Raw genomic sequence first — 22,598 nt, forward strand, 5'->3', positions numbered from 1 at the left:
AACTCGGGTTTTGCAACAATCAGGCTTGGTGATTTATTCAGTTGCCAAACCCGCTTGAGTATTGAGATAATTTTCAGTCTGACTCTCGCAATATCTTATGAGGTTTCAGTTCATGTCCTGCTGCGCTGGGTGTCTGTGAAGCGGGTTTACCATTAACGAATAGTCTTAGTAGTACCGAAAAAATGGCAGAGAAACGCAATATCTTTCTGGTTGGGCCTATGGGTGCCGGAAAAAGCACTATTGGGCGCCAGTTAGCTCAACAACTCAATATGGAATTTTACGATTCTGATCAAGAGATTGAGAAACGAACCGGAGCTGATGTGGGCTGGGTCTTCGATGTTGAAGGTGAAGACGGCTTCCGTAATCGTGAAGAAAAAGTTATCAACGAATTGACGGAAAAACAGGGTATTGTGCTGGCAACCGGCGGTGGCTCTGTAAAATCGCGTGAAACGCGTAACCGTCTCTCCGCGCGTGGCGTCGTGGTCTACCTTGAAACGACCATCGAAAAACAACTGGCGCGCACGCAGCGTGATAAAAAACGCCCGCTGTTGCAGGTTGAAGCACCGCCTCGCGAAGTTCTGGAAGCGCTGGCTAACGAACGCAATCCGCTGTACGAAGAGATTGCCGACGTCACCATTCGCACCGACGATCAAAGCGCTAAGGTTGTGGCAAACCAGATTATTCATATGCTGGAAAGCAACTAATTCAAGCAGAATACGCTGGGTAAGCGGGCACAAGTAACTAAGGTGGATGTCGCGTCATGGAGAGGATTACAGTCACTCTCGGGGAACGTAGTTACCCGATCACCATCGCGGCTGGTTTGTTTAACGAACCAGCTTCATTCTTGCCGCTGAAATCAGGCGATCAGGTCATGTTAGTGACCAACGAAACCCTGGCGCCGCTTTATCTGGACAAGGTTCGCGGCGTACTCGAACGGGCGGGCGTTAACGTAGACAGCGTGATTCTTCCTGACGGCGAGCAGTATAAGAGCCTGACGGTGCTGGATACGGTGTTTACGGCGTTACTGAAAAAACCGCATGGTCGTGATACCACGCTGGTCGCGCTTGGCGGCGGCGTGATTGGCGATCTCACCGGTTTTGCGGCGGCCAGCTACCAGCGAGGCGTTCGTTTCATCCAGGTGCCAACTACCTTACTGTCGCAGGTTGATTCTTCCGTGGGCGGGAAGACCGCCGTCAACCATCCCCTTGGCAAAAACATGATTGGCGCGTTTTACCAACCCGCTTCTGTGGTTGTCGATCTTGATTGCCTGAAAACGCTCCCCGCACGCGAACTGGCATCGGGACTGGCAGAGGTGATCAAATACGGCATTATACTTGACGCGGACTTCTTCACCTGGCTTGAGGATAATCTGGATGCGCTATTGCGTCTGGACGGCCCGGCGATGGCGTACTGTATTCGTCGTTGTTGCGAGCTGAAAGCCGAAGTTGTTGCCGCCGACGAGCGTGAAGCGGGCTTACGTGCTTTACTGAATCTTGGACATACCTTTGGCCACGCCATTGAAGCGGAAATGGGATATGGCAATTGGTTACATGGTGAAGCCGTTGCCGCAGGTATAGTGATGGCTGCGCGCGCATCCGAGCGTTTGGGGCAGTTCAGTTCTGCTGATACGCAGCGCATCATCGCTCTACTCGAACGGGCCGGGCTGCCAGTCAATGGCCCTTGCGAGATGTCCGCTCAGGACTATTTGCCGCACATGCTGCGAGATAAAAAAGTGTTAGCGGGGGAGCTGCGTTTAGTGCTTCCGCTGGCCATAGGGAAAAGTGAAGTGCGCGGCGGAGTGTCGCACGAAGTCGTTCTTAGCGCGATTGCTGACTGTCAGCAGGCGTAACAACAAGAAAGGTCAGACTGATATTGCGTAGATGTCAGTCTTTTAGCTTCAGGTTATGTGCAATGTCGTAAGCATTAACCTTTGAGTGGGGTGTTAAATGGATGAATTCAAACCAGAAGACGAGCTGAAACCCGATCCCAGCGATCGTCGTACTGGTCGTTCTCGTCAATCTTCAGAACGCGATAATGAGCCGCAGATCAACTTTGATGACGTTGATCTGGACGCCGACGATCGCCGTCCGACGCGTACGCGTAAAGCGCGTAGTGAAGAACCTGAAGTTGAAGAAGAGTACGAATCCGATGAAGACGATACGGTGGACGAAGAGCGTGTTGAACGCCGTCCACGTAAGCGTAAAAAAGCGGCCCATAAGCCAGCCTCTCGTCAGTACATGATGATGGGCGTTGGCGTACTGGTGCTGCTGCTGTTGATTATCGGTATCGGCTCCGCGCTGAAAGCCCCCTCTACGTCTTCCAGCGAGCCGTCGGCCTCTGGCGAAAAGAGTATCGATCTTTCCGGTAACGCCGCCGATCAGGCGAATGCGACCCAGCCTGCGCCGGGCGCCACCTCCGCAGAACAAACCGCGGGCAATACGTCGCAGGATATTTCGTTGCCGCCGATTTCTTCAACGCCGACGCAGGGACAGTCGCCTGTGGTCGCTGACGGTCAGCAGCGCGTGGAAGTGCAGGGCGATCTGAATAATGCGCTGACGCAGAATCCAGAGCAGATGAACAATGTTGCGGTGAACTCTACGTTGCCGACAGAGCCTGCAACCGTCGCGCCAGTTCGCAATGGCAGCACGACGCGTCAGGCGGCGGTTAGCGAACCTACCGAGCGTCATACCACGCGTCCGGAACGTAAACAGGCCGTCATTGAACCTAAGAAACCGCAGACCACGGCGAAAACCACCACTGCGGAACCGAAGAAACCGGTCGCGCCAGTGAAACGCACGGAACCGGCAGCGCCAGCCGCGACGCCGAAAGCGACCACCACGACGGCTGCGCCGACAGCGACGGCAAGCGCTGCGCCGGTACAAACCGCGAAGCCAGCGCAAGCCTCGACGACGCCTGTCGCAGGCGGCGGGAAAAGCGCCGGCAACGTTGGCGCATTAAAGAGCGCGCCATCCAGCCACTACACATTGCAGCTCAGTAGTTCTTCAAATTACGACAACCTGAACGGTTGGGCGAAGAAAGAGAACCTGAAAAATTATGTGGTATACGAGACGACGCGTAATGGACAACCGTGGTATGTGCTGGTAACGGGGATGTATGCTTCGAAAGAAGATGCTAAACGTGCGGTGTCCACCTTACCTGCCGATGTGCAGGCGAAAAACCCGTGGGCAAAACCGTTGCATCAGGTTCAGGCCGATCTGAAATAATCCAGGCTGTGTCCTGCAATTGCCTGTGAGTGTCGCTGACAGCTATTTTTGTTCAGGACAGGCGCGAGGGGCGCATTTGCTACCGTCAAATGCGCCGTAAAGCAACGCGGCACAGCCTAAAGCGCAGGATGCTGTCGGAGCTTTCTCCACAGCCGGAGAAGGTGTAATTAGTTAGTCAGCATGAAAAAAAATCGCGCTTTTTTGAAGTGGGCAGGGGGAAAATACCCTCTGCTTGATGATATCAAACGACATTTGCCAAAAGGCGAGTGCCTTGTCGAACCTTTTGTGGGTGCCGGATCGGTGTTTCTTAACACCGACTTTTCTCGTTATATCCTCGCCGATATCAACAGCGACCTTATTAGCCTCTATAACATCGTGAAGTTACGTACTGACGAGTATGTACAGGCTTCGCGCGAGCTGTTTATGCCTGAAACTAACCAGGCTGAGGTCTATTACCAACTCCGTGAGGAGTTCAACACCTGCCAGGACCCCTTTCGTCGGGCGGTACTGTTTTTATATCTGAACCGCTACGGTTATAACGGACTCTGTCGCTATAACTTACGCGGGGAATTTAATGTACCGTTTGGTCGTTATAAAAGACCTTACTTCCCGGAAGCGGAGTTGTACCACTTTGCAGAAAAAGCGCAGAATGCGTTCTTTTACTGTGAGTCATACGCAGACAGTATGGCGCGTGCGGACAAGTCGTCGGTGGTCTATTGCGATCCGCCTTATGCGCCGCTGTCCGCCACGGCTAACTTCACAGCGTATCACACCAATAGTTTTAGCCTGACGCAACAAGCGCATCTGGCGGAAATCGCTGAGAATCTGGTCAGTAACCGGATACCGGTGCTCATTTCCAACCATGATACGGCGCTCACACGCGAGTGGTATCAACTCGCAAAATTGCATGTCGTCAAAGTTAGACGCAGTATAAGCAGCAACGGCGGCACACGTAAAAAGGTGGACGAACTGCTGGCTCTGTACCAACCAGGAGTCGCAACGCCTGCAAGAAAATAATTCTCAAGGAGAAGCGGATGAAACAGTATTTGATTGCCCCCTCAATTCTGTCGGCTGATTTTGCTCGCCTGGGTGAAGACACCGCCAAAGCGCTGGCTGCCGGTGCTGATGTTGTACACTTTGACGTCATGGATAATCACTATGTGCCGAACCTGACTATCGGCCCGATGGTGCTGAAATCTCTACGTCAATACGGTATTACCGCGCCTATTGATGTCCACCTGATGGTCAAGCCAGTCGACCGTATCGTGCCCGACTTTGCCGCCGCTGGCGCGAGCATCATTACTTTTCACCCGGAAGCCTCCGAACATGTTGACCGCACGCTACAGTTGATTAAAGAACACGGCTGTAAAGCGGGGCTGGTATTCAACCCGGCAACGTCGCTCAGTTATCTCGATTACGTCATGGACAAACTGGATGTGATCCTGCTGATGTCCGTGAACCCAGGCTTCGGCGGCCAGTCTTTTATTCCGCAGACGCTGGATAAACTGCGCGAAGTGCGTCGCCGCATTGATGCGTCCGGTTACGACATTCGCCTGGAAGTGGACGGCGGCGTGAAGGTGAACAATATCGGCGAGATCGCCGCAGCAGGTGCGGACATGTTTGTTGCGGGGTCGGCAATTTTCGATAAACCCGACTACAAAAAAGTGATTGATGAAATGCGCAGTGAGCTGGCAAAGGTAAGTCATGGATAAGTTAAAGAATATTCGGGGCGTCGCCTTTGATCTTGACGGTACGCTGGTGGATAGCGCGCCGGGTCTTGCCGCGGCGGTAGATATGGCGCTGTATGCGCTGGAACTGCCGGTCGCGGGCGAGGAGCGCGTGATTACCTGGATTGGTAACGGCGCAGACGTATTGATGGAACGCGCGCTGACCTGGGCTCGTGAGGAGCGCGCCACGCTGCGTAAGACGATGGGTAAACCGCCCGTTGATGAAGATATTCCTGCCGAGGAACAGGTACGTATTCTGCGTAAGCTGTTCGACAGGTATTATGGCGAAGTGGCGGAAGAGGGCACCTTTTTATTTCCGCATGTCGCCGACACGCTGGGCGCGCTGCACGCCAGCGGATTGTCATTAGGTCTGGTGACGAATAAGCCGACGCCGTTCGTCGCGCCGTTGCTGGAATCGCTTGATATCGCCAAATACTTTGGTGTGGTTATCGGCGGCGATGATGTGCAAAATAAGAAGCCGCATCCGGAGCCGCTGTTGCTGGTGGCAAGCCGGCTGGGCATGATGCCGGAGCAGATGCTTTTTGTCGGCGATTCGCGTAATGATATTCAGGCTGCAAAAGCGGCGGGCTGCCCTTCGGTTGGCCTGACATACGGCTACAATTATGGCGAAGCGATCGCCCTTAGCGAGCCGGACGTCATTTATGACAGTTTTAACGATCTTTTGCCCGCACTTGGGCTTCCGCATAGCGATAACCAGGAAATAAAAAATGACTAAGCCCATCGTTTTTAGTGGCGCACAGCCCTCAGGTGAATTGACCATTGGCAACTATATGGGGGCATTGCGTCAGTGGGTAAACATGCAGGATGACTATCATTGCATCTACTGCATCGTAGACCAACATGCTATTACCGTGCGTCAGGACGCGCAGCAGCTACGTAAAGCGACGCTGGATACGCTGGCGCAGTACCTGGCATGTGGTATTGATCCTGAAAAGAGCACTATTTTTGTTCAGTCCCATGTGCCGGAACATGCGCAGCTTGGCTGGGCGCTGAACTGCTATACCTATTTCGGCGAGCTGAGCCGTATGACGCAGTTTAAAGATAAATCTGCGCGCTATGCGGAAAACATTAACGCCGGCCTGTTTGATTACCCGGTGCTGATGGCGGCAGACATCCTGTTGTACCAAACCAATCTGGTGCCGGTAGGCGAAGATCAGAAGCAGCATCTGGAACTGAGCCGCGATATCGCCCAGCGTTTCAACGGGCTGTATGGCGATATTTTCAAAGTACCGGAACCGTTTATTCCAAAATCCGGCGCGCGCGTGATGTCGCTGCTGGAGCCGACAAAGAAAATGTCCAAATCGGACGATAACCGTAATAACGTGATCGGCCTGCTGGAAGATCCGAAATCGGTAGTGAAGAAAATCAAACGTGCGGTCACTGACTCCGACGAGCCGCCGGTAGTGCGTTATGATGTGAAAGAGAAAGCGGGTGTCTCTAACCTGCTGGATATTCTTTCCGCCGTGACCGGTCAGAGCATTCCTGAACTGGAAAAACAGTTTGAAGGTAAAATGTATGGCCATTTGAAAGGCGAAGTGGCGGAGGCGGTTTCCGGAATGCTGTCTGAGTTGCAGGAGCGCTATCACCGTTTCCGCAACGACGAAGCGTTCTTGCAGAAGGTGATGAAAGACGGGGCGGAAAAAGCCAGCGCACGTGCGGCCGAAACGCTGAAAGCCGTTTACGAAGCCATTGGCTTTGTGGCGAAACCGTAAGGGTTATTGCTTGCCCGATGGCGCGAGCTTATCGGGCCTACAAACGAGCGTAAGTTGGACAAGGCATCTGCGCCGTACCGTTTATCAGACCTGTAAAAAAACCGGGAAAATCCCGGTTTTTTTGTATCTGCGCAGTCGTTTCTATTATTGATCGGCAGCCGGGCCGCAACCGCCAATAATTTTAGAAATAGAAATTGCAGGGTGCAGCAAATAATCGTAGCTGCAGTTATTTTTTTTGTTTTCGATATGACCAGTACAAGCAGTGAGCGTCGCCAGAACCCCTGCCACAACGGCAATTTTTACAAATTTAAACATTTCAAAATCCTTGTTGATAAAACGAGCACTACTGGTGGAATAAATATAAGATCTATTTAGCGTATAGTACGATAGCAATTATTAAACTATACAGGTAGTCCAAATAAGGACTTTATCTTTACCAGGGGATATGATTTAAAAAGGCCGCTTAATAATAAGCGGCCTTTATTAGTGTTATATAATGTCGTTTATTTAACGAAATGTTTTCTTAACGTTAAGCATAAAGCCTTTATCGCTGATACCGTCTTCCTTCCACTGGTAGGCATCCAGATGTAGCGCGGTATCATTGCTGCTGTATTTCACGCCGATGGTTGCCAGACCATTAACGCCGCCGCCTTTTTGACCGTCATCCACGCCGAACGATTGACCCGCCGCACCCTGTAATGACGCTGTACGCTGGCTCTTGCTGTAGCTCAGGTTCGGGCCGCCTTCTAGGGTAGCGGTGGCGCTCCAGCCGTCTTTCCCGGCGTAATCCAGCTTCAGGCCGACAATAGAGTCTACCGCCGTTTCGTTGCCAGAGTTCATGGACAGGTTAAAATCTCCGGCGCTGCGCTCTTTGTAGCCTCCTTCCATGGTGTGACGGAATTTCACCCCGGCATACGGCGTGACTTTCAGCGTATCACTCATCATGGTGAAAGTTTTCGCCCCTTCACTGCGAAACTCAAGGTACTGCTGACGCATGTCGGAATCGGCAATTTTGTTGACATCGCCATAAGCGACAGAACGACTGCTGTCGAGGTTGTGCACGTCATAACGCAGGCTGTTGTTCCACGCCAGACCTTCATCAAACGCCATGCTGTGCTTCAGGCCAAAGAACTGGCTGTAGCCGCCGGTCAGGCCGTTATCGCCCGCAGTTTTCGAACCGTCGCCATCCAGACGCGCAATACCGTACTCCAGCGTCAGATTCTGGCTGGCGGTGAGATCCAACGTCTGGCGTAATGCCAGCATGTCGTACTGGGTGTCGTTGCCCAGCTCCGCACGTGGGTCGCCTTTCGCCACCACGTTGAACGCCAGACCATCTTTAATTTGCGGCGCGGCGTCGGCCAGCATGGTAAAGCGGTTGCTGAGTACACGCGCTTCACGGAATACCGTGGTGGCTTGAGCACCGCTCACCTGCTTCAGCGCTCTGTTCAGCTCGGCGGTAGTCCCCACATTAAGGCTGGTGTACAGCTCGTTGTTGGTGTAACCGGCGTCCAGCGCCTGCGCCACGTCGCTTACCGAGCCGTCGGTCGCCACATCGGCATAGGCGTTTTTGGTCATGGTGACGTCAACGTTGCCGTCGGCATCCTGGCTACCCTGGGCGTTCCAGACGACGGAAGTGGACTGAATCGCGCCTGCGTCGGACAGGTTGCTGCCCTCAACCACGTTGTCAAAGCTGACGGTGGTGTCGGCGGTGCCTGCGGTGAACCCGGTGTTAATTTCCACACCGTTCATGCTGGCATTGCTGACCATCAATTTACCGGCGCTGCCATCAGCGCTGGTGCCGACTACGTAGCCCGACAGGTTGTTGGTGGCAGATGAATCTGCACTGTCGCTGGTGGTAACGGTCGTCGTGCCATCGGTAATGGTGGGTTCCGTGGGGGCAGTGAAGTCAACATAATGCACTTCCGTACCGTCGCCGTTTTCGCCGCTGCCTTCAATGGTTTTACCGTCCTGCTTGATAAAGCCGGAACCGGTCACGCTGTCATCAATGTAGACCGTGCCGTTGTTGACGATATGGCCGTTGCTGCCCAACTGGCTGAAGGCGTAGGAGTTGCTGGCGTAAATATTGATGGTGCCATTGTTCTCGATCACTGCATCGGATTTTGCATCTGATTCCAACTGCATCCCGACCATTCCGGTTTGCGTGGTGCCGACTGTACCCACATTGATAGTGCCGTTATTGACCATCTTCGCGCTGCCATGCGCCGACATCGCCACATTGCCGGTTTTATCAATGTTGATGGTGCCGTCGTTAATCGCCTTGCTGCCGCCGTTATTTTTCGCCGTGGTGATCTGCCCGTTAATAACACCGGTGCTGCCGTTATACAGGGTGTGCCCGCTCCCGCCGGTGGCGATATCGGCATCGCTATTCACCGTTCCCCAGTTATTGAAGGCGCCAGCCCACAGGCCGTCGTTTATTAGCGTTACAACGCCGCCTTCGAGGTTATTAAACGTACCGCCTTTATCAACAGAACCATTGTTGATGATCCCTGCGTTATTAACGGTTGCGGCACCGGTAAAGTTCAGCTTATCGATTTCGCCGCCTGAGTAGTTATTCAGTACCGTGCTGCCCGATGCGCCGACCCAGGCCGACACTGTGCCTATGTTATTCATGGTGCTGGCCCACTGCTCAACCGCGTTCATGGAGCCGCTGTTGTTGATAATGGAACCCGCTACCGTGGTCCCCGTTTTCCCGGTCACGGTGCCGGTATTGTTGAACACGCCGCCGTCTACGGAAACGGCAGCCGTTGTTCCCTCGTTGGTATAGACGCCGCCTTTGTCGATGCCGACGCTGCTGATGCTGCCGGTGGACTCGTTGGTGACATCACCGTAATTTCTGACGGTGACCTTGCCGCCGCTGACGATGCCTGCGTTGGTGACGTGTACGGTCTGCGTTGCGATCGGATTGGTGATGATGGTTTCACCGGTCAGCGTTTCACCCTCGGCGGTAATCTCATCACCATCTCTAAAGGAAAGGGATACATTGCTATCGGTTGGGTTGTACTCGTCACTGTTCTGGCAAGCGCTGTCATAGCAAACGGTGCCGTAGTTAACTACGGTGCTACTGCTGTCGGTCAGGAAGGGCTGGCCGTAATCGGCATCAATATTGATGATGCCGGTGGTGTCGTTGATGACGACGCCGCCGTTGAGCGCCGCCATCCCGACCAGCTCGTTTGCCTGGCCGGTCACGCCGTCATCGGCGGTCAGGGTGATTGTGCCCTGGTTAATGGCGGTGCCGTCCTTGAGCGCCATCATGCCGAACCCGGCGTTATTAACGGTAATGTTGCCGGTGTTGATTGCGGTGGCGTCGCCTTCGCCACTGTTGGTGGAGCCGACCACCATCCCCGAACTGGTGAGATAAAGCTGCGATGGTTTCCAGTAATTTGTGTCGGTGATGTTGTTTTCATCATCCAGCGTCGGGACAAAGCCGTCCAGATAGATATCGCCTGCGTTTGACGCTGTTCCTTTGCTGGCAGCGACGCCATATACGCCCGCGCCCTGCAAATGGATAGTGGCGCCCTCATCGTTAACGACATCGCCATAATCCGAAGCCATCATGGCGTAAAAGGTGTGGGTGTACCATTCCAGTGGGTATGTGCCAATACCGCCATTGCCCTGCGGCGTCTGGTTAGAAATGATGGTGATATCGCCGCCAGCTTTGTTATGAACAGCCGCTCCCTCGCCACTAGCCCTTGTGATGGCTGCACGATCCTCACTGCTGTTGCTACTGGTCGCGTAGACAAAAATATCTCCGCTGTTGCTGACTTCCGCGCCGTTATCTGCGCGAATGACGGAATACACGCCATGGCTTGTAATATCGCCTTTATTTTCAATTGATGTGCCTTCGCCATCAGCCATCAGCAACGCGTTGTAGGTGTAATAGCCTGTGGGTATATAACTGACATTAACGTCAACAACTGAGTCATCACCCAGAATCAGGGAGCCGCCGTTGTTGACCCGCGCCAGTACAACGTGACCCCCCACTACCGTGTTGGTATCAATGGTAGAATGACCGTTTAGCGTAACGGTACTGTTACCGCTGACGCTGATGCCGGTAATGTCTGCAGAGGTTCCATCAAATGGATCCTCGCTGTGGGTGATATTAATACCGCCGTCAATCTCAACGTCGTTATCATCACCTGTTACGCTCAGGCCAACAACGTCCAGGTATTGTCCGCCGGTGGCGGACAGATCGTTGTCATCAATATTCAGCGCGCCATTAAGGGTAACGGTATTGCCGTTACCGCCGACGACAACGCCGGTTAACGGGGGAGCCCCGGCAGCCAGATCATCCTGCCCGTAGTCGGCGCTGATATTTACGTTGCCGGTGATATCAACGGCGTTGCTGTCGCCGCTCACGCTCACCCCTGTCGCTGAGCTAAACACGCCTTCGCTGTCCTGGACTGAGACAACGTTAATATCGCCATCCAGCGTAACCTGCGACATATCGCCGCTCACCAGCGCGCCGGTGCCGTTAAGGCTGACGTCAATATCCCCTTTGTTTTTGAAGGTGTTTTTTTCGCCTGCAACCACAAAACCCACCGAGTCCGCATCACGTACGGTGGCGTTGCCGGTATTTTTTGCTTCATTTCCGGTACCGTAGGTGATGATGCCCATCGCGCCGTCGGTGACCAGCAGATCGCCCGCCTGGGTCAGGCTGCCGTTGTCGCCGTTGATAATCACGGCGGCAGAGCCCGCGCCATCCACCGCGATATCACCGGTATTGGTGGTATGGGCGTCGTCGCCGTCAATGCGCGTACCGACGGCGCCGCCAGAGATAGTTTGATTACCTTCGTTGATAACGAGCGCGTTGTCGCCATCGATATACAGCGCCGTGGCGTCTGCGCCGCTGACGGTGGTGCTCCCGGCGTTATCGATAACCACGTTATCGCCGGTAATGTGGGCGCCGGTACCGCCGTCGGTGATGGTCATATCACCGTCGTTGTTGACGCGGGCGTTATTGCCGTTAATGACGGTGCCGGTGGAGCCTGCGCCGCTGATGTCAGAGGTACCGGTATTTTTAATCGTGGCGTTGTCGCCGTCGATGATGATGGCGGTGCCGCCGCCGCTCACGGCAATGTCACCGGCGAAATTGGTGGTGGTGCCGTTGCCGGAAATCAGCGCGCCGGTGGCGTTGTCCACCGTGGAGTGGCCCGAAATGGTGTTGGTGGTGCCGTCACCGGAGATAACCATGCCGGTGGCGCCGTCGGTCACACTGGAGTCCCCGGTGAGCGTGTTGACGGTTCTATCGCCGGAAATAATCACGCCGGTGCGATCCTGGCCGCTGATATCCATGCCGCGATCGGAGTTATGCGCCTGGTCATCGCCGCTGATAACCGTGGTGTTATCGTCGGCAATAATCAGATAGCCACGGCTGTCGTACTTCCAGTAGAGACCGTTTTCCTGGGTGCCTTCAATCACGGCGGCATTGGCGTCGGTCACGTCCCAGCTGGTGACGTTCAGCGTTTTGCCGTCTGCGGTGGTGAGCTGCCACTGGTTGTCCTGTTCTGAATAATTCCACACGGCACCCTCGAGAACGCTGCCGTTATCCAGTTTGAAGCTATCGAAGGTCAGGGTGTCTTTGCCTTTATCTATGGTGACGCCGTTGCTGAAGGTAATAACAGAGTCATCTGGGGGCGTGTCGTCGTCATCGCCGCTATCATCGGGCGGGGTTACATCGTCATCGCCGCTATCGTCGGGCGGGGTTACATCGTCATCGCCGCTATCGTCGGGCGGGGTTACATCGTCATCGCCGCTATCGTCGGGCGGGGTCACATCGTCATCGCCGCTATCGTCGGGCGGGGTCACATCGTCATCGCCGCTATCGTCAGGCGGGGTTACATCGTCATCGCCGCTATCGTCGGGTGGGGTCACATCGTCATCGCCGCTATCATCGGGTGGGGTTACATCGTCATCGCCGCTATCGTCGGGTGGGGTTACATCGTCATCGCCGCTATCGTCGGGCGGGATCACATTGTCATCGCCGCCATCGTCAGGCGGGGTGACGTTGCCGCCATCGTCGGGTGGGGTAACGTCGCCGCCATTATCGGGCGTAGGGGGGTATAAGAATGAGTAGAATCTCCGCCACCGTTATTTTCAACGCCAATAGCCACACCTGCGACCAGTGCAGCAACGCCGCCAGCAACCCAGCCCCAGTGATTATCATTTTCAGGTGTAGCAAGGCAGGTCGGTGAGAGTTTTGCGCGTTTTTCTTTAGGCAGGGAGGAGATATTACTGGGACATTCTTTTTCATCATCGTTATTTTCTGCGGCGATGGCCGGAATGTAATAACTTTGTAGCGTTAAAGCGATAGCGATAGAAATAAGTTTTTTCTTTTGCATAGGGTTCATCCTTAATTAATATTTTCCTTGCGTACTAAACATATGCAGAGAGCGGTACAGGCAATGATGAAATGGCCAGAAGAAAAATTATGCTTTAGTGTTTATTTTATCACCCGATAACCAGGTCAGGTCAAATTGAGTGCTTAACGGTGTTATTTATTGTATGAATGAATAAGAGGTGAATTTGACGAATAAAAGGGTTTTTAGGCAGAATTATTACTATTTAAATTTTTCTGGTGTATTTAAAGTTGATTTCTTAATTCACTTTTAAGTAAAAATAATTTGAGATTACGAGTAGTTGTAAAATAAAGCCCTGTTATTCAGGGCGTTATTTTAATTAATAATTAGAGAACCAATTTAATTTATCGCGTAAGCCAACGACCCGGCCAACGATAATCAGCGCTGGGCTTTCAACCTGTTGCGCTAATTCACCAAGCTGCGTCAGCACACCGTGGACGACGCGTTGCTTCACAGAGGTACCGTTTTCTACCAGCGCAACCGGCATATCGGCCTGCATACCGAATGCGATCAGTTTTTCCTGAATAGTCGCTGCCTGATTCAGCCCCATGTAGAACACCAGCGTCTGTTTTTCTGCCGCCAGGTTTTCCCAGTCCAGCTCGCCGCCGGTTTTCAGGTGACCCGTGACCAGACGTACGCTCTGGGCGTAATCGCGATGGGTTAGCGGAATACCGGAGTAGGCGGAGCAACCGGAAGCCGCGGTAATCCCCGGCACTACCGAGAAAGGAATACCGGCATGACACAGCGTTTCCAGCTCTTCACCGCCGCGACCAAAGATAAAGGGATCGCCGCCTTTCAGGCGTACCACGCGTTTACCTTTTTGCGCTTCACGCAGCAGGATCTGGTTGATTTCTTCCTGTGGGACGCAGTGGTAACCTGCGCGTTTCCCCACAAAGACCCGATCGGCATCGCGGCGTACCAGGTTCATAATGTCGTCGGAGACGAGGCGATCGTAAACCACGATATCCGCCTGTTGGATTTGTTGTAACCCTTTCAGCGTCAGCAGTCCGGCATCGCCCGGCCCGGCGCCGACCAGCACGACTTCGCCACGGTGATCCAGCGGTTCGCTAAACAGGCGTTCGGTTGTCGCGTTAACCGCTTTCTCATCGGCATTCGCCAGCGACTGCGCCAGCCGGTCATTGACGAAAAATTTTTCCCAGAAGCGACGACGCTCGCCCATCGTGGCAAACTGCTTTTTCACTCGGGCGCGGAGTTGCCCGGCATAGCGCGCGACCTGCCCCAGATGCTGCGGCAGCAGCGATTCCAGCTTCTCGCGCAGCAGACGCGCCAGCACCGGGGAAGTGCCGCCCGAGGAGACGGCGACCATCAGCGGCGAGCGGTCAATAATGGAGGGCATGATAAAGCTGGCGGCTTTCGGCGCATCCACCACGTTGCAAAAGATACGGCGTGACTCCGCCGCGTCGCTGACACGCTGGTTGACGGTATCGTCGTCAGTGGCCGCGATCGCCAGCCAACACGAGTCGAGAAGCGCTTCGTCGAACGGTCCTTCAACCAGAGTCAACATGCCTTCATTTGCCCATACGGTGAACTGTGGAATAAAGGTTAGCGCATTGACCGTTAAACGTGCGCCTGCTTCCAGCAGTAACCGTGCTTTGCGTTCTGCGACATCGCCACCGCCGACGATCAGACAGTCGCGGTCGCGTAATTGACAAAATATAGGCAAATGGTCCACGACATTACCCCTTAATGGTTGGCTGTAACCTTAATTTGGTTGGTTTTTTGCGGAACAGGACGCTCCGATTTCGGCGTAGCATACCAATAACCCAATCCCATGAACACGACGCCGGACAAAGTATTACCCAGAGTGACCCATAACAGGTTGTGTCCGATTCCGGACAGGGTATAGGCGTCGCTGTGATGACCAAACCAGGAGAGGGCGAACAGCGTCATATTCGCGACGGAGTGCTCGTAGCCGGAAGCGATAAACGCCAGCAGACACCACCAGATAGCAAGAAATTTTGCCGTGCCTTCGGTGCGGATTGCCATCCAGATTGCCAGACAAACCAGCCAGTTACACAGCGCGCCTTTGAAGAACAGTACCGTGGCGGGCGCGGTGATTTTCGCCAGCGCGACTGAGTGAACGATGCTGGTATCGACCGGCAACAAACTGCCGCCGCCCCAGCTGTAAAGCAGGGCGACAAACACGGAACCGATCAGGTTGCCGAGCCAGGTTTGCGGCAGGATAGCCCACATTTGACCGTGGCTGATGGTGCCTGCTTTGACGCCTAGCGTCAGGAACATGGTGTGGCCGGTAAACAGTTCGGAACCGGCGATGATGACCAGCGTTAAGGCGATACCGAAGGTGGCTCCCATCACCAAAGGACGCACGGACGGGTCGAGCAGATTGCCGAGGGTGAAAATAAGAATGATGCCGAGACCGACATAAGCCCCGGCCATTGCCGAACTGACCCAGAAGCCGAGCGGATTATTCGCCGACAGGCGTGCGATGCGCGCAGCGTTAGCCGCACACTTATTGATAGTGTCTGTAAACATTTGATTATCCTTTTCTCACTTCATCCTTTGCACTGCCTCTTTGTTGGCTGCCCTCGCTCACCCCAGTCACATAGTGAACTATGCTCCTGGGGATTAATGAGGGACATCCTTGTCCCTCACCGAAGGCAGCCAGCGGCTGTTCAAATTCGTTCCTGACGAATTTGTTGCTCAGTTGCCGCCGCGATGCAGTACAAATGATTTTGTGATAACAATTAAAATGAAAAAAAATACAAAAAAGGGGAGGCGTTGCGCCTCCCAAAAATAATTAACCGCGCAACTGCACCACGCCGTCTTTTACCCGCGCGTCGTACTGTTTCACAGAGAACTGCTCATCTTCCATGCACAAACCATCGCTCAGGCGGAAGCGCTGCTTTTTCAGCGGGCTGGCGACCCACAGTTCGCCCTGGTGTTCCGCAATCAGTCCACGAGACAGCACACTGGCCTCAAAGAACGGGTCGATGTTGCTGATCGCAAACACCTGATCGCTATGGTAAGGACGGAAAATCGCCACCTGTTCGCCGCCTGACAGCGCGCAGACGCCGGTTCCCGGCAGGATGTCATCGATTTTGCAGATGTTTTGCCACTGACTCATGCGTTTTCCTCCACCAGAGTGACCGGGATACGTTCATACGGCGTGGCCGGACGATGCTGTTCACGTTCAGGCACAACCTGGACGTTCGGGTCGCGTTTGTCGCTGTTGATAAAGTGCTTAAAGCGAACCTGCGCCGCTGGCGTGTTAACGGTTTCTGTCCACTCGCAGACCACCGCTGCACGCAGGCGCGCCATCTCTTCTTCCAGATGTTCGTTCAGGCCCAGCTTGTCGTCGATGATGACCGATTTCAGATACTCGATGCCGCCTTCCAGGTTATCCAGCCACGGCGCGGTACGCGTCAGCTTATCGGCGGTACGGATGTAGAACATCATAAAGCGGTCGAGGTACTTGATCAGCGTGTCGCGATCGAGATCGGCTGCCAGCAGATCCGCATGACGCGGTTTCATCCCGCCGTTACCGCAGACGTACAGGTTCCAGCCTTTCTCCGTGGCGATAATGCCGACATCTTTGCCCTGCGCTTCCGCACATTCACGGGTACAGCCGGAGACGCCGAATTTCATTTTGTGCGGGGTACGAATGCCTTTGTAGCGGTTTTCCAGCTCGACGCCGAAACCGACGCTGTCGCCCACGCCGTAGCGGCACCAGGTGCTGCCGACGCAGGTTTTCGCCATCCGCAGCGCTTTGGCATACGCGTGACCGGTTTCGAAGCCCGCTTCAATCAGCTGACGCCAGATTTCCGGCAGATCGTCTTTTTGCGCGCCAAACAGACCGATACGCTGAGAACCGGTGATTTTGGTATAGAGGTTAAACTCGCGGGCGATACGACCCACGGCCACCAGACCTTCCGGGGTGATTTCACCGCCCGCCGAGCGCGGGATCACCGAGTAGGTGCCGTCTTTCTGGATATTCGCCAGGAAGTTGTCGTTAGTATCCTGTAGCGGCGTGTGCTGCGGCTTGAGGATGTATTCGTTCCAGCACGACGCCAGCAGCGAACCGACGGTTGGCTTACACACTTCGCAGCCGTAGCCTTTACCGTGTTTCGCCAGCAGTTCTTCAAAGGTTTTGATACCTTCCACGCGGATTAAGTGGAACAGTTCCTGACGAGAATAAGCAAAGTGCTCGCACAGGTTGTTGTTGACTTCAATACCCTGTTTCGCCAGTTCGGCGTTCAGTACCTGCGTCACCAGCGGGATGCAGCCGCCGCAGCCGGTGCCGGCTTTGGTTTCCGCTTTCAGCGCCGCCACGGTATGGCAGCCTTTATTGATAGCGGCGATCAGATCGCCTTTAGTCACATCGAAGCAGGAGCAGATCTGCGCGCTGTCCGGCAGTTTATCCACGCCGATAGCGGGTTTACCACTGCCCGCGTGCGACGGCAGGATCAGCGAATCCGGGTTTTCCGGCAGTTCGATGGCGTTCAGTACCAGTTGCAGCAAATTGCCGTAATCGCTGGTGTCGCCGACCAGTACTGCGCCGAGCAGCGTTTTGTTATCTTCGCTGACAATAAGACGTTTGTAGACTTCTTTGCTTTCATCGAGGTAAACGTAGCTACGCGCGCCCGGCGTGCGGCCATGCGCGTCGCCGATGCCGCCGACGTCCACGCCCAGCAGCTTCAGCTTGGCGCTGAGATCCGCGCCTTCAAAGGCGTTTTCACTGCCGAGGATATGGTCAACGGCGACCTGGGCCATTTTATAGCCTGGTGCGACCAGACCGTAAACGCGGTTGTTCCAACTGGCGCACTCGCCGATAGCGTAGATATCCGGGTCAGACGTCTGGCAGGTGTCATTAATCACGATCCCGCCGCGCGGAGCGACGTCCAGACCGCACTGGGTAGCCAGTTTGTCGCGTGGACGAATACCGGTAGAGAAAACGATAAAGTCGACCTCCAGTTCGCTACCATCGGCAAAACGCATGGTTTTGCGCGCTTCGACGCCTTCCTGGACAATCTCTTTCGTGTTTTTGCTGGTGTGCACTCGCACGCCCATGCTTTCAATTTTGCGACGTAACTGCTCGCCACCCATATGATCCAGCTGTTCAGCCATCAGCATCGGAGCGAATTCAATCACGTGGGTTTCAACGCCGAGGTTTTTCAGCGCACCGGCGGCTTCCAGGCCCAGCAGACCACCGCCGACGACAGCACCACGTTTGCTACGGCGCGCACAAGACTCAATGGCGTTGAGATCTTCAATGGTGCGGTAAACGAAGCAGTCCTGCGTTTCCGAACCTTTAATCGGCGGGATCCACGGATAAGAGCCAGTCGCCATGATCAACTTGTCATAATAAACGGTACGACCCGCGCTGGAGTGAATCACTTTCTCCTGACGGTTAATGGTAATTGCGCGTTCGCCAACCAGTACCTTCACGCCGTGCTTCTCGTAAAATCCTTCACGCACCAGAGAGAGCTCTTCCGCGGTGTGGTGAGAGAAGTAGGATGACAGGTGGACACGGTCATAGGCTTTACGGGGTTCTTCACAGAACACGGTAATGTCGAACAGGCTAGCGTCGGATTTATCAAGGAGATCCTCAATAAAGCGGTGGCCGACCATACCATTACCGATAATAGCGAGTCTGACTTTGCTCATTTTTGCCTCGATTTCTTTTCTATTACCGCCTACCTTAACGATTCAGCAACCCCGCTTATTGATGTAAATCAAATTCACCTTTATATACCTCTTAATGGGTATATGGCTGATTTGTCTGGATTTTTATAAGTGGCGGAATTGTCAGGCTTTTCATGTTTGTACAAATAACATACAAAATGAGGGGTTTTTAGACCAACAGGCCTACCTCGTCAGGAGGGGGATAGAGTGCCGGAGGGCGACGTCGCCTTATCCGGCCTACCAACAGCTTACGCTGTAGGCCGGATAAGACGCATCGCGGCGCCATCCGGCAATCATTATCAATGCGTAGCCGGCGCGCTATGCTGGCGATGACGGGACACAAAGCCGAGCGCAAAGCACATCACAAAGACCACCGCATACAGGCCATTCGCGGTGAGTAGCGCCGCCTGTGGACCGCTGTGCGCCACAATCGGGCCGGTGACGACGAAGGTCAGCATCGTTCCTATGGTGCCGCAGGTCAGAATAAAGTTAACCAGCTTAGGCGAGGCCACTTTCGTTTGCTGCGATCCCAGCGTAATGATGGAGGTATAAATGGCGCTGGAGAAGAAGCCCAGCGTCAGAATAAACCACGGCATATGCGCCTGCGTGCCGGTAATAAACAGATACATCAGTACCGCTGCCATACCCGCCAGTACGGTCAGAATGCGTTGCAGATCGAAAAAGCGCAGGATAAAGCTGAACGCCCACATGCCAAACATATAGGACATCCAGAAATCACTCACCAGCGCCCCGGCGTCATTCAGGCTCATGCCGAGGCCTTTAGCGTATTCCGGCACCCAGGAGATAAAGCCTAATTGACCGAGGATATAGCACAGCGCGGCGATGGCCAGAAACAGTACGCCAATGCCCCATTTTTCTTTGGCGACAGGCGCCTGAGAGTGCTGCGCATGTTTACCCAGCGCCGGAAATTCACAGCCGAAGGTCAGGATGAAAATCGCCAGGTAGACCAGGCCGATGCAGGCGTAGACCCAGTACCACTCAATACTACGCGCCAGCAGGAAGGCGGCGACCATAGGAAAAATCATCCCCGCCATGCTGAAGAAGGAGTCGGTAAACAGCAGTCGGGAACCGCGCTGACGCCCTTCATACAGTTGCGTAATCAGGAAGGTGCCAATCGACATGGTGATCCCGCTGACCAGCCCCAGCACAAACATCGCCGCTGAGAACAACGCCAGGCTGTGGCTGAACATCAGCCCGGCCACCGCCAGCACCATCAGGATAAAACCAAAGCGTAGCTGTGTTTTCAGCGGGACGATTTCCATCAACCACGCATTGAGGAAGATCGAGATCAAAATCCCGGCGTTCAGGAAAGTAAAGGTGTTACTCATGCTGGAAACGGGCAGCTGAAAATAGTCTGCGATATTTCCCATCACCATCCCGGTGACAATCACCAGCGCCCCGGTCAGGGCGTAGGAAAGAAAGCTGATCCATGTGAGCTTGATGCGGTTGCTGTTAGTCATGTCTGGCCTTGAAGAGAAGTGAAGCGCGTGGAGGGCGCGTTAAGCGGGCAGATTTTAGGCGCTTTTGTGATGTATTTAAATAATTATTAGTGATAGTAATGTTCATTGCATTTTTTAATGTGATGCTTGTCACATCATATTGCAAGAATACGGCGTTGCGTCGTAACGTTACATTTGTTTCATATACGTAAAATTAGGTAAAGGGCTGGCCTGGCCCAGGAAGGCTCTTTAAAATCACTCCACTTGCTTTATTTCTGCTCTCTTTAAGGAAATCTCATGCTCAAATCGACTCTGGCGGCTGTCGCAGCTGTTTTCGCTCTTTCTGCTCTTTCTCCCGCAGCGTTGGCAGCAAAAGGCGATCCTCATGTGCTGTTAACCACCTCCGCCGGGAATATTGAGCTGGAGCTGAACAGCCAGAAAGCGCCGGTTTCTGTGAAAAACTTTGTCGATTACGTCAACAGTGGTTTCTATAACAACACTACGTTTCACCGCGTTATTCCTGGCTTTATGATTCAGGGCGGTGGTTTTAACGAGCAGATGCAGCAGAAGAAACCGAATCCGCCGATTAAGAATGAAGCCGACAACGGTCTGCGTAATACTCGCGGCACGATCGCGATGGCGCGCACCGCAGATAAAGACAGCGCCACCAGCCAGTTCTTTATTAACGTCGCGGATAACGCTTTTCTCGACCACGGCCAGCGCGACTTTGGCTATGCGGTATTTGGTAAAGTGGTAAAAGGTATGGATGTCGCCGATAAAATCTCACAGGTACCGACGCACGATGTCGGGCCTTACCAGAATGTGCCGACAAAACCAGTCGTTATCCTTTCCGCGAAAGTCCTGCCATAAAACATGCCTGCGCGGGCGCGAGCCGCCCGCGTTTTCTCCCTGTCTCAGCGTAACCTGAAATTGCTGCTTATACTTGTGGTCAAGCACAGACATATTCAGGGAGGCCCGGTGAAGAAACTTACCGATAAACAAAAGTCACGCTTTTGGGAACAGCGGCGCAACGTTAACTTCCAGCAAAGCCGCCGTCTCGAAGGTATTGAGATCCCCTTAGTAACTCTGACCGCCGATGAAGCGCTGGCACGTCTTGACGAGCTTCGGAGGCACTATGAGCGATAAATTTGGCGAAGGGCGCGATCCGTACCTCTATCCGGGGCTGAATGTGATGCGTAATCGGCTGGGGATTCATCAGGCCCAGCGACTGGCGCAAGCGGCATATGAAATGACCGCGCTCCGTGCCGCCACGATTGAACTGGGGCCGCTGATACGCGGCTTGCCTCATCTGTGCGCGATTCATCGCCAGCTCTATCAGGATATTTTCGACTGGGCAGGGCAACTGCGGGAGGTCGATATTTACCAGGGCGATACCCGTTTCTGCCACTTTGCCTATATCGAAAAAGAGGGCAACGCTCTGATGCAGGATCTGGAAGAAGAGGGCTATCTGGTCGGTCTGGCGCACGAGAAGTTTGTCGAGCGGCTGGCGCATTACTACTGCGAAATTAACGTGCTTCATCCGTTTCGTTTGGGGAGCGGGCTGGCGCAGCGCATCTTCTTTGAACAACTGGCGTTACATGCAGGCTATGCGCTGAGTTGGCAAGGTATTGCGGTTGAAACATGGAAGCAGGCGAACCAGAGCGGCGCGATGGGCGATCTCTCCGCTTTGCAGGCGATTTTTCAGAAAGCGATAAGCGAAGCTCGCGAAACTGAGTAAAATAGTGCGGTTCTACTCACCCGGAGCCGCCATGATCCTGCTTATCGATAACTATGATTCCTTTACCTGGAACCTCTACCAGTATTTTTGTGAACTGGGCGCGGAAGTGCAGGTCCGGCGCAATGATGCGCTGACGCTGGCGCACATTGACGCTTTGAACCCGCAAAAAATCGTTATCTCTCCTGGCCCCTGTACGCCGAATGACGCTGGCATTTCACTGGCGGTCATCCGCCATTATGCCGGACGTATTCCGATGCTGGGCGTTTGCCTGGGTCATCAGGCGATGGCGCAGGCCTTTGGCGCGTCGGTGGTGCGGGCAGCGAAGGTGATGCACGGTAAAACGTCACCTGTTACGCATAATGGACAGGGCGTGTTTCGGGGATTGCCCAGCCCGTTAACCGTGACACGTTACCACTCGCTGATTGTCGACCCTGCCACGTTGCCTGAGTGTTTTGAGATCACCGCCTGGAGCGAAACGCAGGAGATTATGGGCATTCGCCACCGCGAGTGGGATCTGGAAGGCGTGCAGTTCCACCCGGAAAGTATTCTCAGCGAACAAGGACACGCTCTGCTGGAAAATTTCCTCCGGCGTTGATTTGTGGTTGCTATTGAGTGATTTTTTATTCATATTTTGTGATTATAATTTCACTGGTATTTCTACTTAACCGGGTGGTA

Annotated in this window: 17 protein-coding genes and 1 pseudogene; 11 read left to right on the top strand and 7 right to left on the bottom strand. The window is 54.0% G+C overall.

Going from position 1 to position 22,598, the window contains the following annotated elements:
• The first annotated feature begins 182 nt into the window (after nucleotides 1-182).
• From aroK to trpS, 7 genes are all read left to right on the top strand, one after another.
• Entirely contained in the window at nucleotides 183-704 is a 522-nt protein-coding gene (gene aroK, locus ABVN44_RS16115; RefSeq protein WP_000818621.1) for a shikimate kinase AroK, read from the top strand.
• 56 nt (nucleotides 705-760) lie between these two features.
• The gene (gene aroB, locus ABVN44_RS16120) at nucleotides 761-1,849 is read left to right on the top strand and encodes a 3-dehydroquinate synthase (RefSeq protein WP_000439820.1); all 1,089 of its coding nucleotides are present in this window, start codon (nucleotides 761-763) and stop codon (nucleotides 1,847-1,849) included.
• A gap of 97 nt (nucleotides 1,850-1,946) precedes the next feature.
• A complete protein-coding gene (gene damX / locus ABVN44_RS16125; protein ID WP_000343147.1) occupies nucleotides 1,947-3,224 on the top strand; it encodes a cell division protein DamX in 1,278 nt (425 codons plus the stop codon).
• 180 nt (nucleotides 3,225-3,404) lie between these two features.
• On the top strand, nucleotides 3,405-4,241 hold the full coding sequence (gene dam, locus ABVN44_RS16130; RefSeq protein WP_000742132.1) for an adenine-specific DNA-methyltransferase: 837 nt from the start codon (nucleotides 3,405-3,407) through the stop codon (nucleotides 4,239-4,241).
• A 17-nt stretch (nucleotides 4,242-4,258) separates the two neighbouring features.
• A complete protein-coding gene (gene rpe / locus ABVN44_RS16135; protein WP_000816286.1) occupies nucleotides 4,259-4,936 on the top strand; it encodes a ribulose-phosphate 3-epimerase in 678 nt (225 codons plus the stop codon).
• Nucleotides 4,929-5,687 carry a phosphoglycolate phosphatase gene (gph, locus tag ABVN44_RS16140; RefSeq protein ID WP_023232578.1) on the top strand — a complete coding sequence of 253 codons (759 nt, stop codon included), beginning with the start codon at nucleotides 4,929-4,931 and terminating at the stop codon, nucleotides 5,685-5,687. Before rpe ends, gph begins: the two co-directional genes overlap by 8 nt.
• A complete protein-coding gene (trpS, locus tag ABVN44_RS16145; RefSeq protein ID WP_198870408.1) occupies nucleotides 5,680-6,684 on the top strand; it encodes a tryptophan--tRNA ligase in 1,005 nt (334 codons plus the stop codon). Before gph ends, trpS begins: the two co-directional genes overlap by 8 nt.
• 144 nt (nucleotides 6,685-6,828) lie before the next feature.
• Here trpS and ABVN44_RS16150 read toward each other — a convergent pair whose 3' ends face one another.
• The 7 genes and pseudogenes from ABVN44_RS16150 to tsgA form a co-directional block, all read right to left on the bottom strand.
• Nucleotides 6,829-6,999, bottom strand: a complete 171-nt coding sequence (locus ABVN44_RS16150; RefSeq protein WP_000472323.1) for a YhfL family protein — start codon at nucleotides 6,997-6,999, stop codon at nucleotides 6,829-6,831.
• A 192-nt stretch (nucleotides 7,000-7,191) separates the two neighbouring features.
• Nucleotides 7,192-13,052, bottom strand: a pseudogene (locus tag ABVN44_RS16155) (autotransporter adhesin BigA).
• A 328-nt stretch (nucleotides 13,053-13,380) separates the two neighbouring features.
• Complete coding sequence (cysG, locus tag ABVN44_RS16160) at nucleotides 13,381-14,754, bottom strand: siroheme synthase CysG (protein WP_020899313.1); 1,374 nt, start codon at nucleotides 14,752-14,754, stop codon at nucleotides 13,381-13,383.
• 11 nt (nucleotides 14,755-14,765) lie between these two features.
• Entirely contained in the window at nucleotides 14,766-15,575 is an 810-nt protein-coding gene (gene nirC, locus ABVN44_RS16165; protein WP_023231895.1) for a nitrite transporter NirC, read from the bottom strand.
• Between the two features lie 265 nt (nucleotides 15,576-15,840).
• Complete coding sequence (nirD, locus tag ABVN44_RS16170; protein ID WP_000084817.1) at nucleotides 15,841-16,167, bottom strand: nitrite reductase small subunit NirD; 327 nt, start codon at nucleotides 16,165-16,167, stop codon at nucleotides 15,841-15,843.
• Nucleotides 16,164-18,707 carry an NADPH-nitrite reductase large subunit gene (gene nirB / locus ABVN44_RS16175; protein ID WP_023231896.1) on the bottom strand — a complete coding sequence of 848 codons (2,544 nt, stop codon included), beginning with the start codon at nucleotides 18,705-18,707 and terminating at the stop codon, nucleotides 16,164-16,166. Before nirB ends, nirD begins: the two co-directional genes overlap by 4 nt.
• 317 nt (nucleotides 18,708-19,024) lie before the next feature.
• Nucleotides 19,025-20,206 carry an MFS transporter TsgA gene (gene tsgA, locus ABVN44_RS16180; RefSeq protein WP_023231897.1) on the bottom strand — a complete coding sequence of 394 codons (1,182 nt, stop codon included), beginning with the start codon at nucleotides 20,204-20,206 and terminating at the stop codon, nucleotides 19,025-19,027.
• A gap of 276 nt (nucleotides 20,207-20,482) precedes the next feature.
• Between tsgA and ppiA the strand changes: the two genes are divergently transcribed.
• From ppiA to pabA, 4 genes are all read left to right on the top strand, one after another.
• On the top strand, nucleotides 20,483-21,055 hold the full coding sequence (ppiA, locus tag ABVN44_RS16185; RefSeq protein ID WP_000920478.1) for a peptidylprolyl isomerase A: 573 nt from the start codon (nucleotides 20,483-20,485) through the stop codon (nucleotides 21,053-21,055).
• 108 nt (nucleotides 21,056-21,163) lie between these two features.
• The gene (locus ABVN44_RS16190; RefSeq protein WP_001519136.1) at nucleotides 21,164-21,331 is read left to right on the top strand and encodes a YhfG family protein; all 168 of its coding nucleotides are present in this window, start codon (nucleotides 21,164-21,166) and stop codon (nucleotides 21,329-21,331) included.
• On the top strand, nucleotides 21,321-21,923 hold the full coding sequence (locus tag ABVN44_RS16195) for a putative adenosine monophosphate-protein transferase Fic (protein ID WP_001280665.1): 603 nt from the start codon (nucleotides 21,321-21,323) through the stop codon (nucleotides 21,921-21,923). The genes ABVN44_RS16190 and ABVN44_RS16195 overlap by 11 nt, the downstream gene beginning before the upstream one ends.
• A gap of 31 nt (nucleotides 21,924-21,954) precedes the next feature.
• The gene (gene pabA / locus ABVN44_RS16200) at nucleotides 21,955-22,518 is read left to right on the top strand and encodes an aminodeoxychorismate synthase component 2 (protein WP_000601879.1); all 564 of its coding nucleotides are present in this window, start codon (nucleotides 21,955-21,957) and stop codon (nucleotides 22,516-22,518) included.
• The last annotated feature ends 80 nt before the right edge of the window (nucleotides 22,519-22,598 follow it).

This window comes from Salmonella sp. SJTUF15570 (assembly GCF_043357055.1).
Classification (GTDB): domain Bacteria; phylum Pseudomonadota; class Gammaproteobacteria; order Enterobacterales; family Enterobacteriaceae; genus Salmonella; species Salmonella enterica.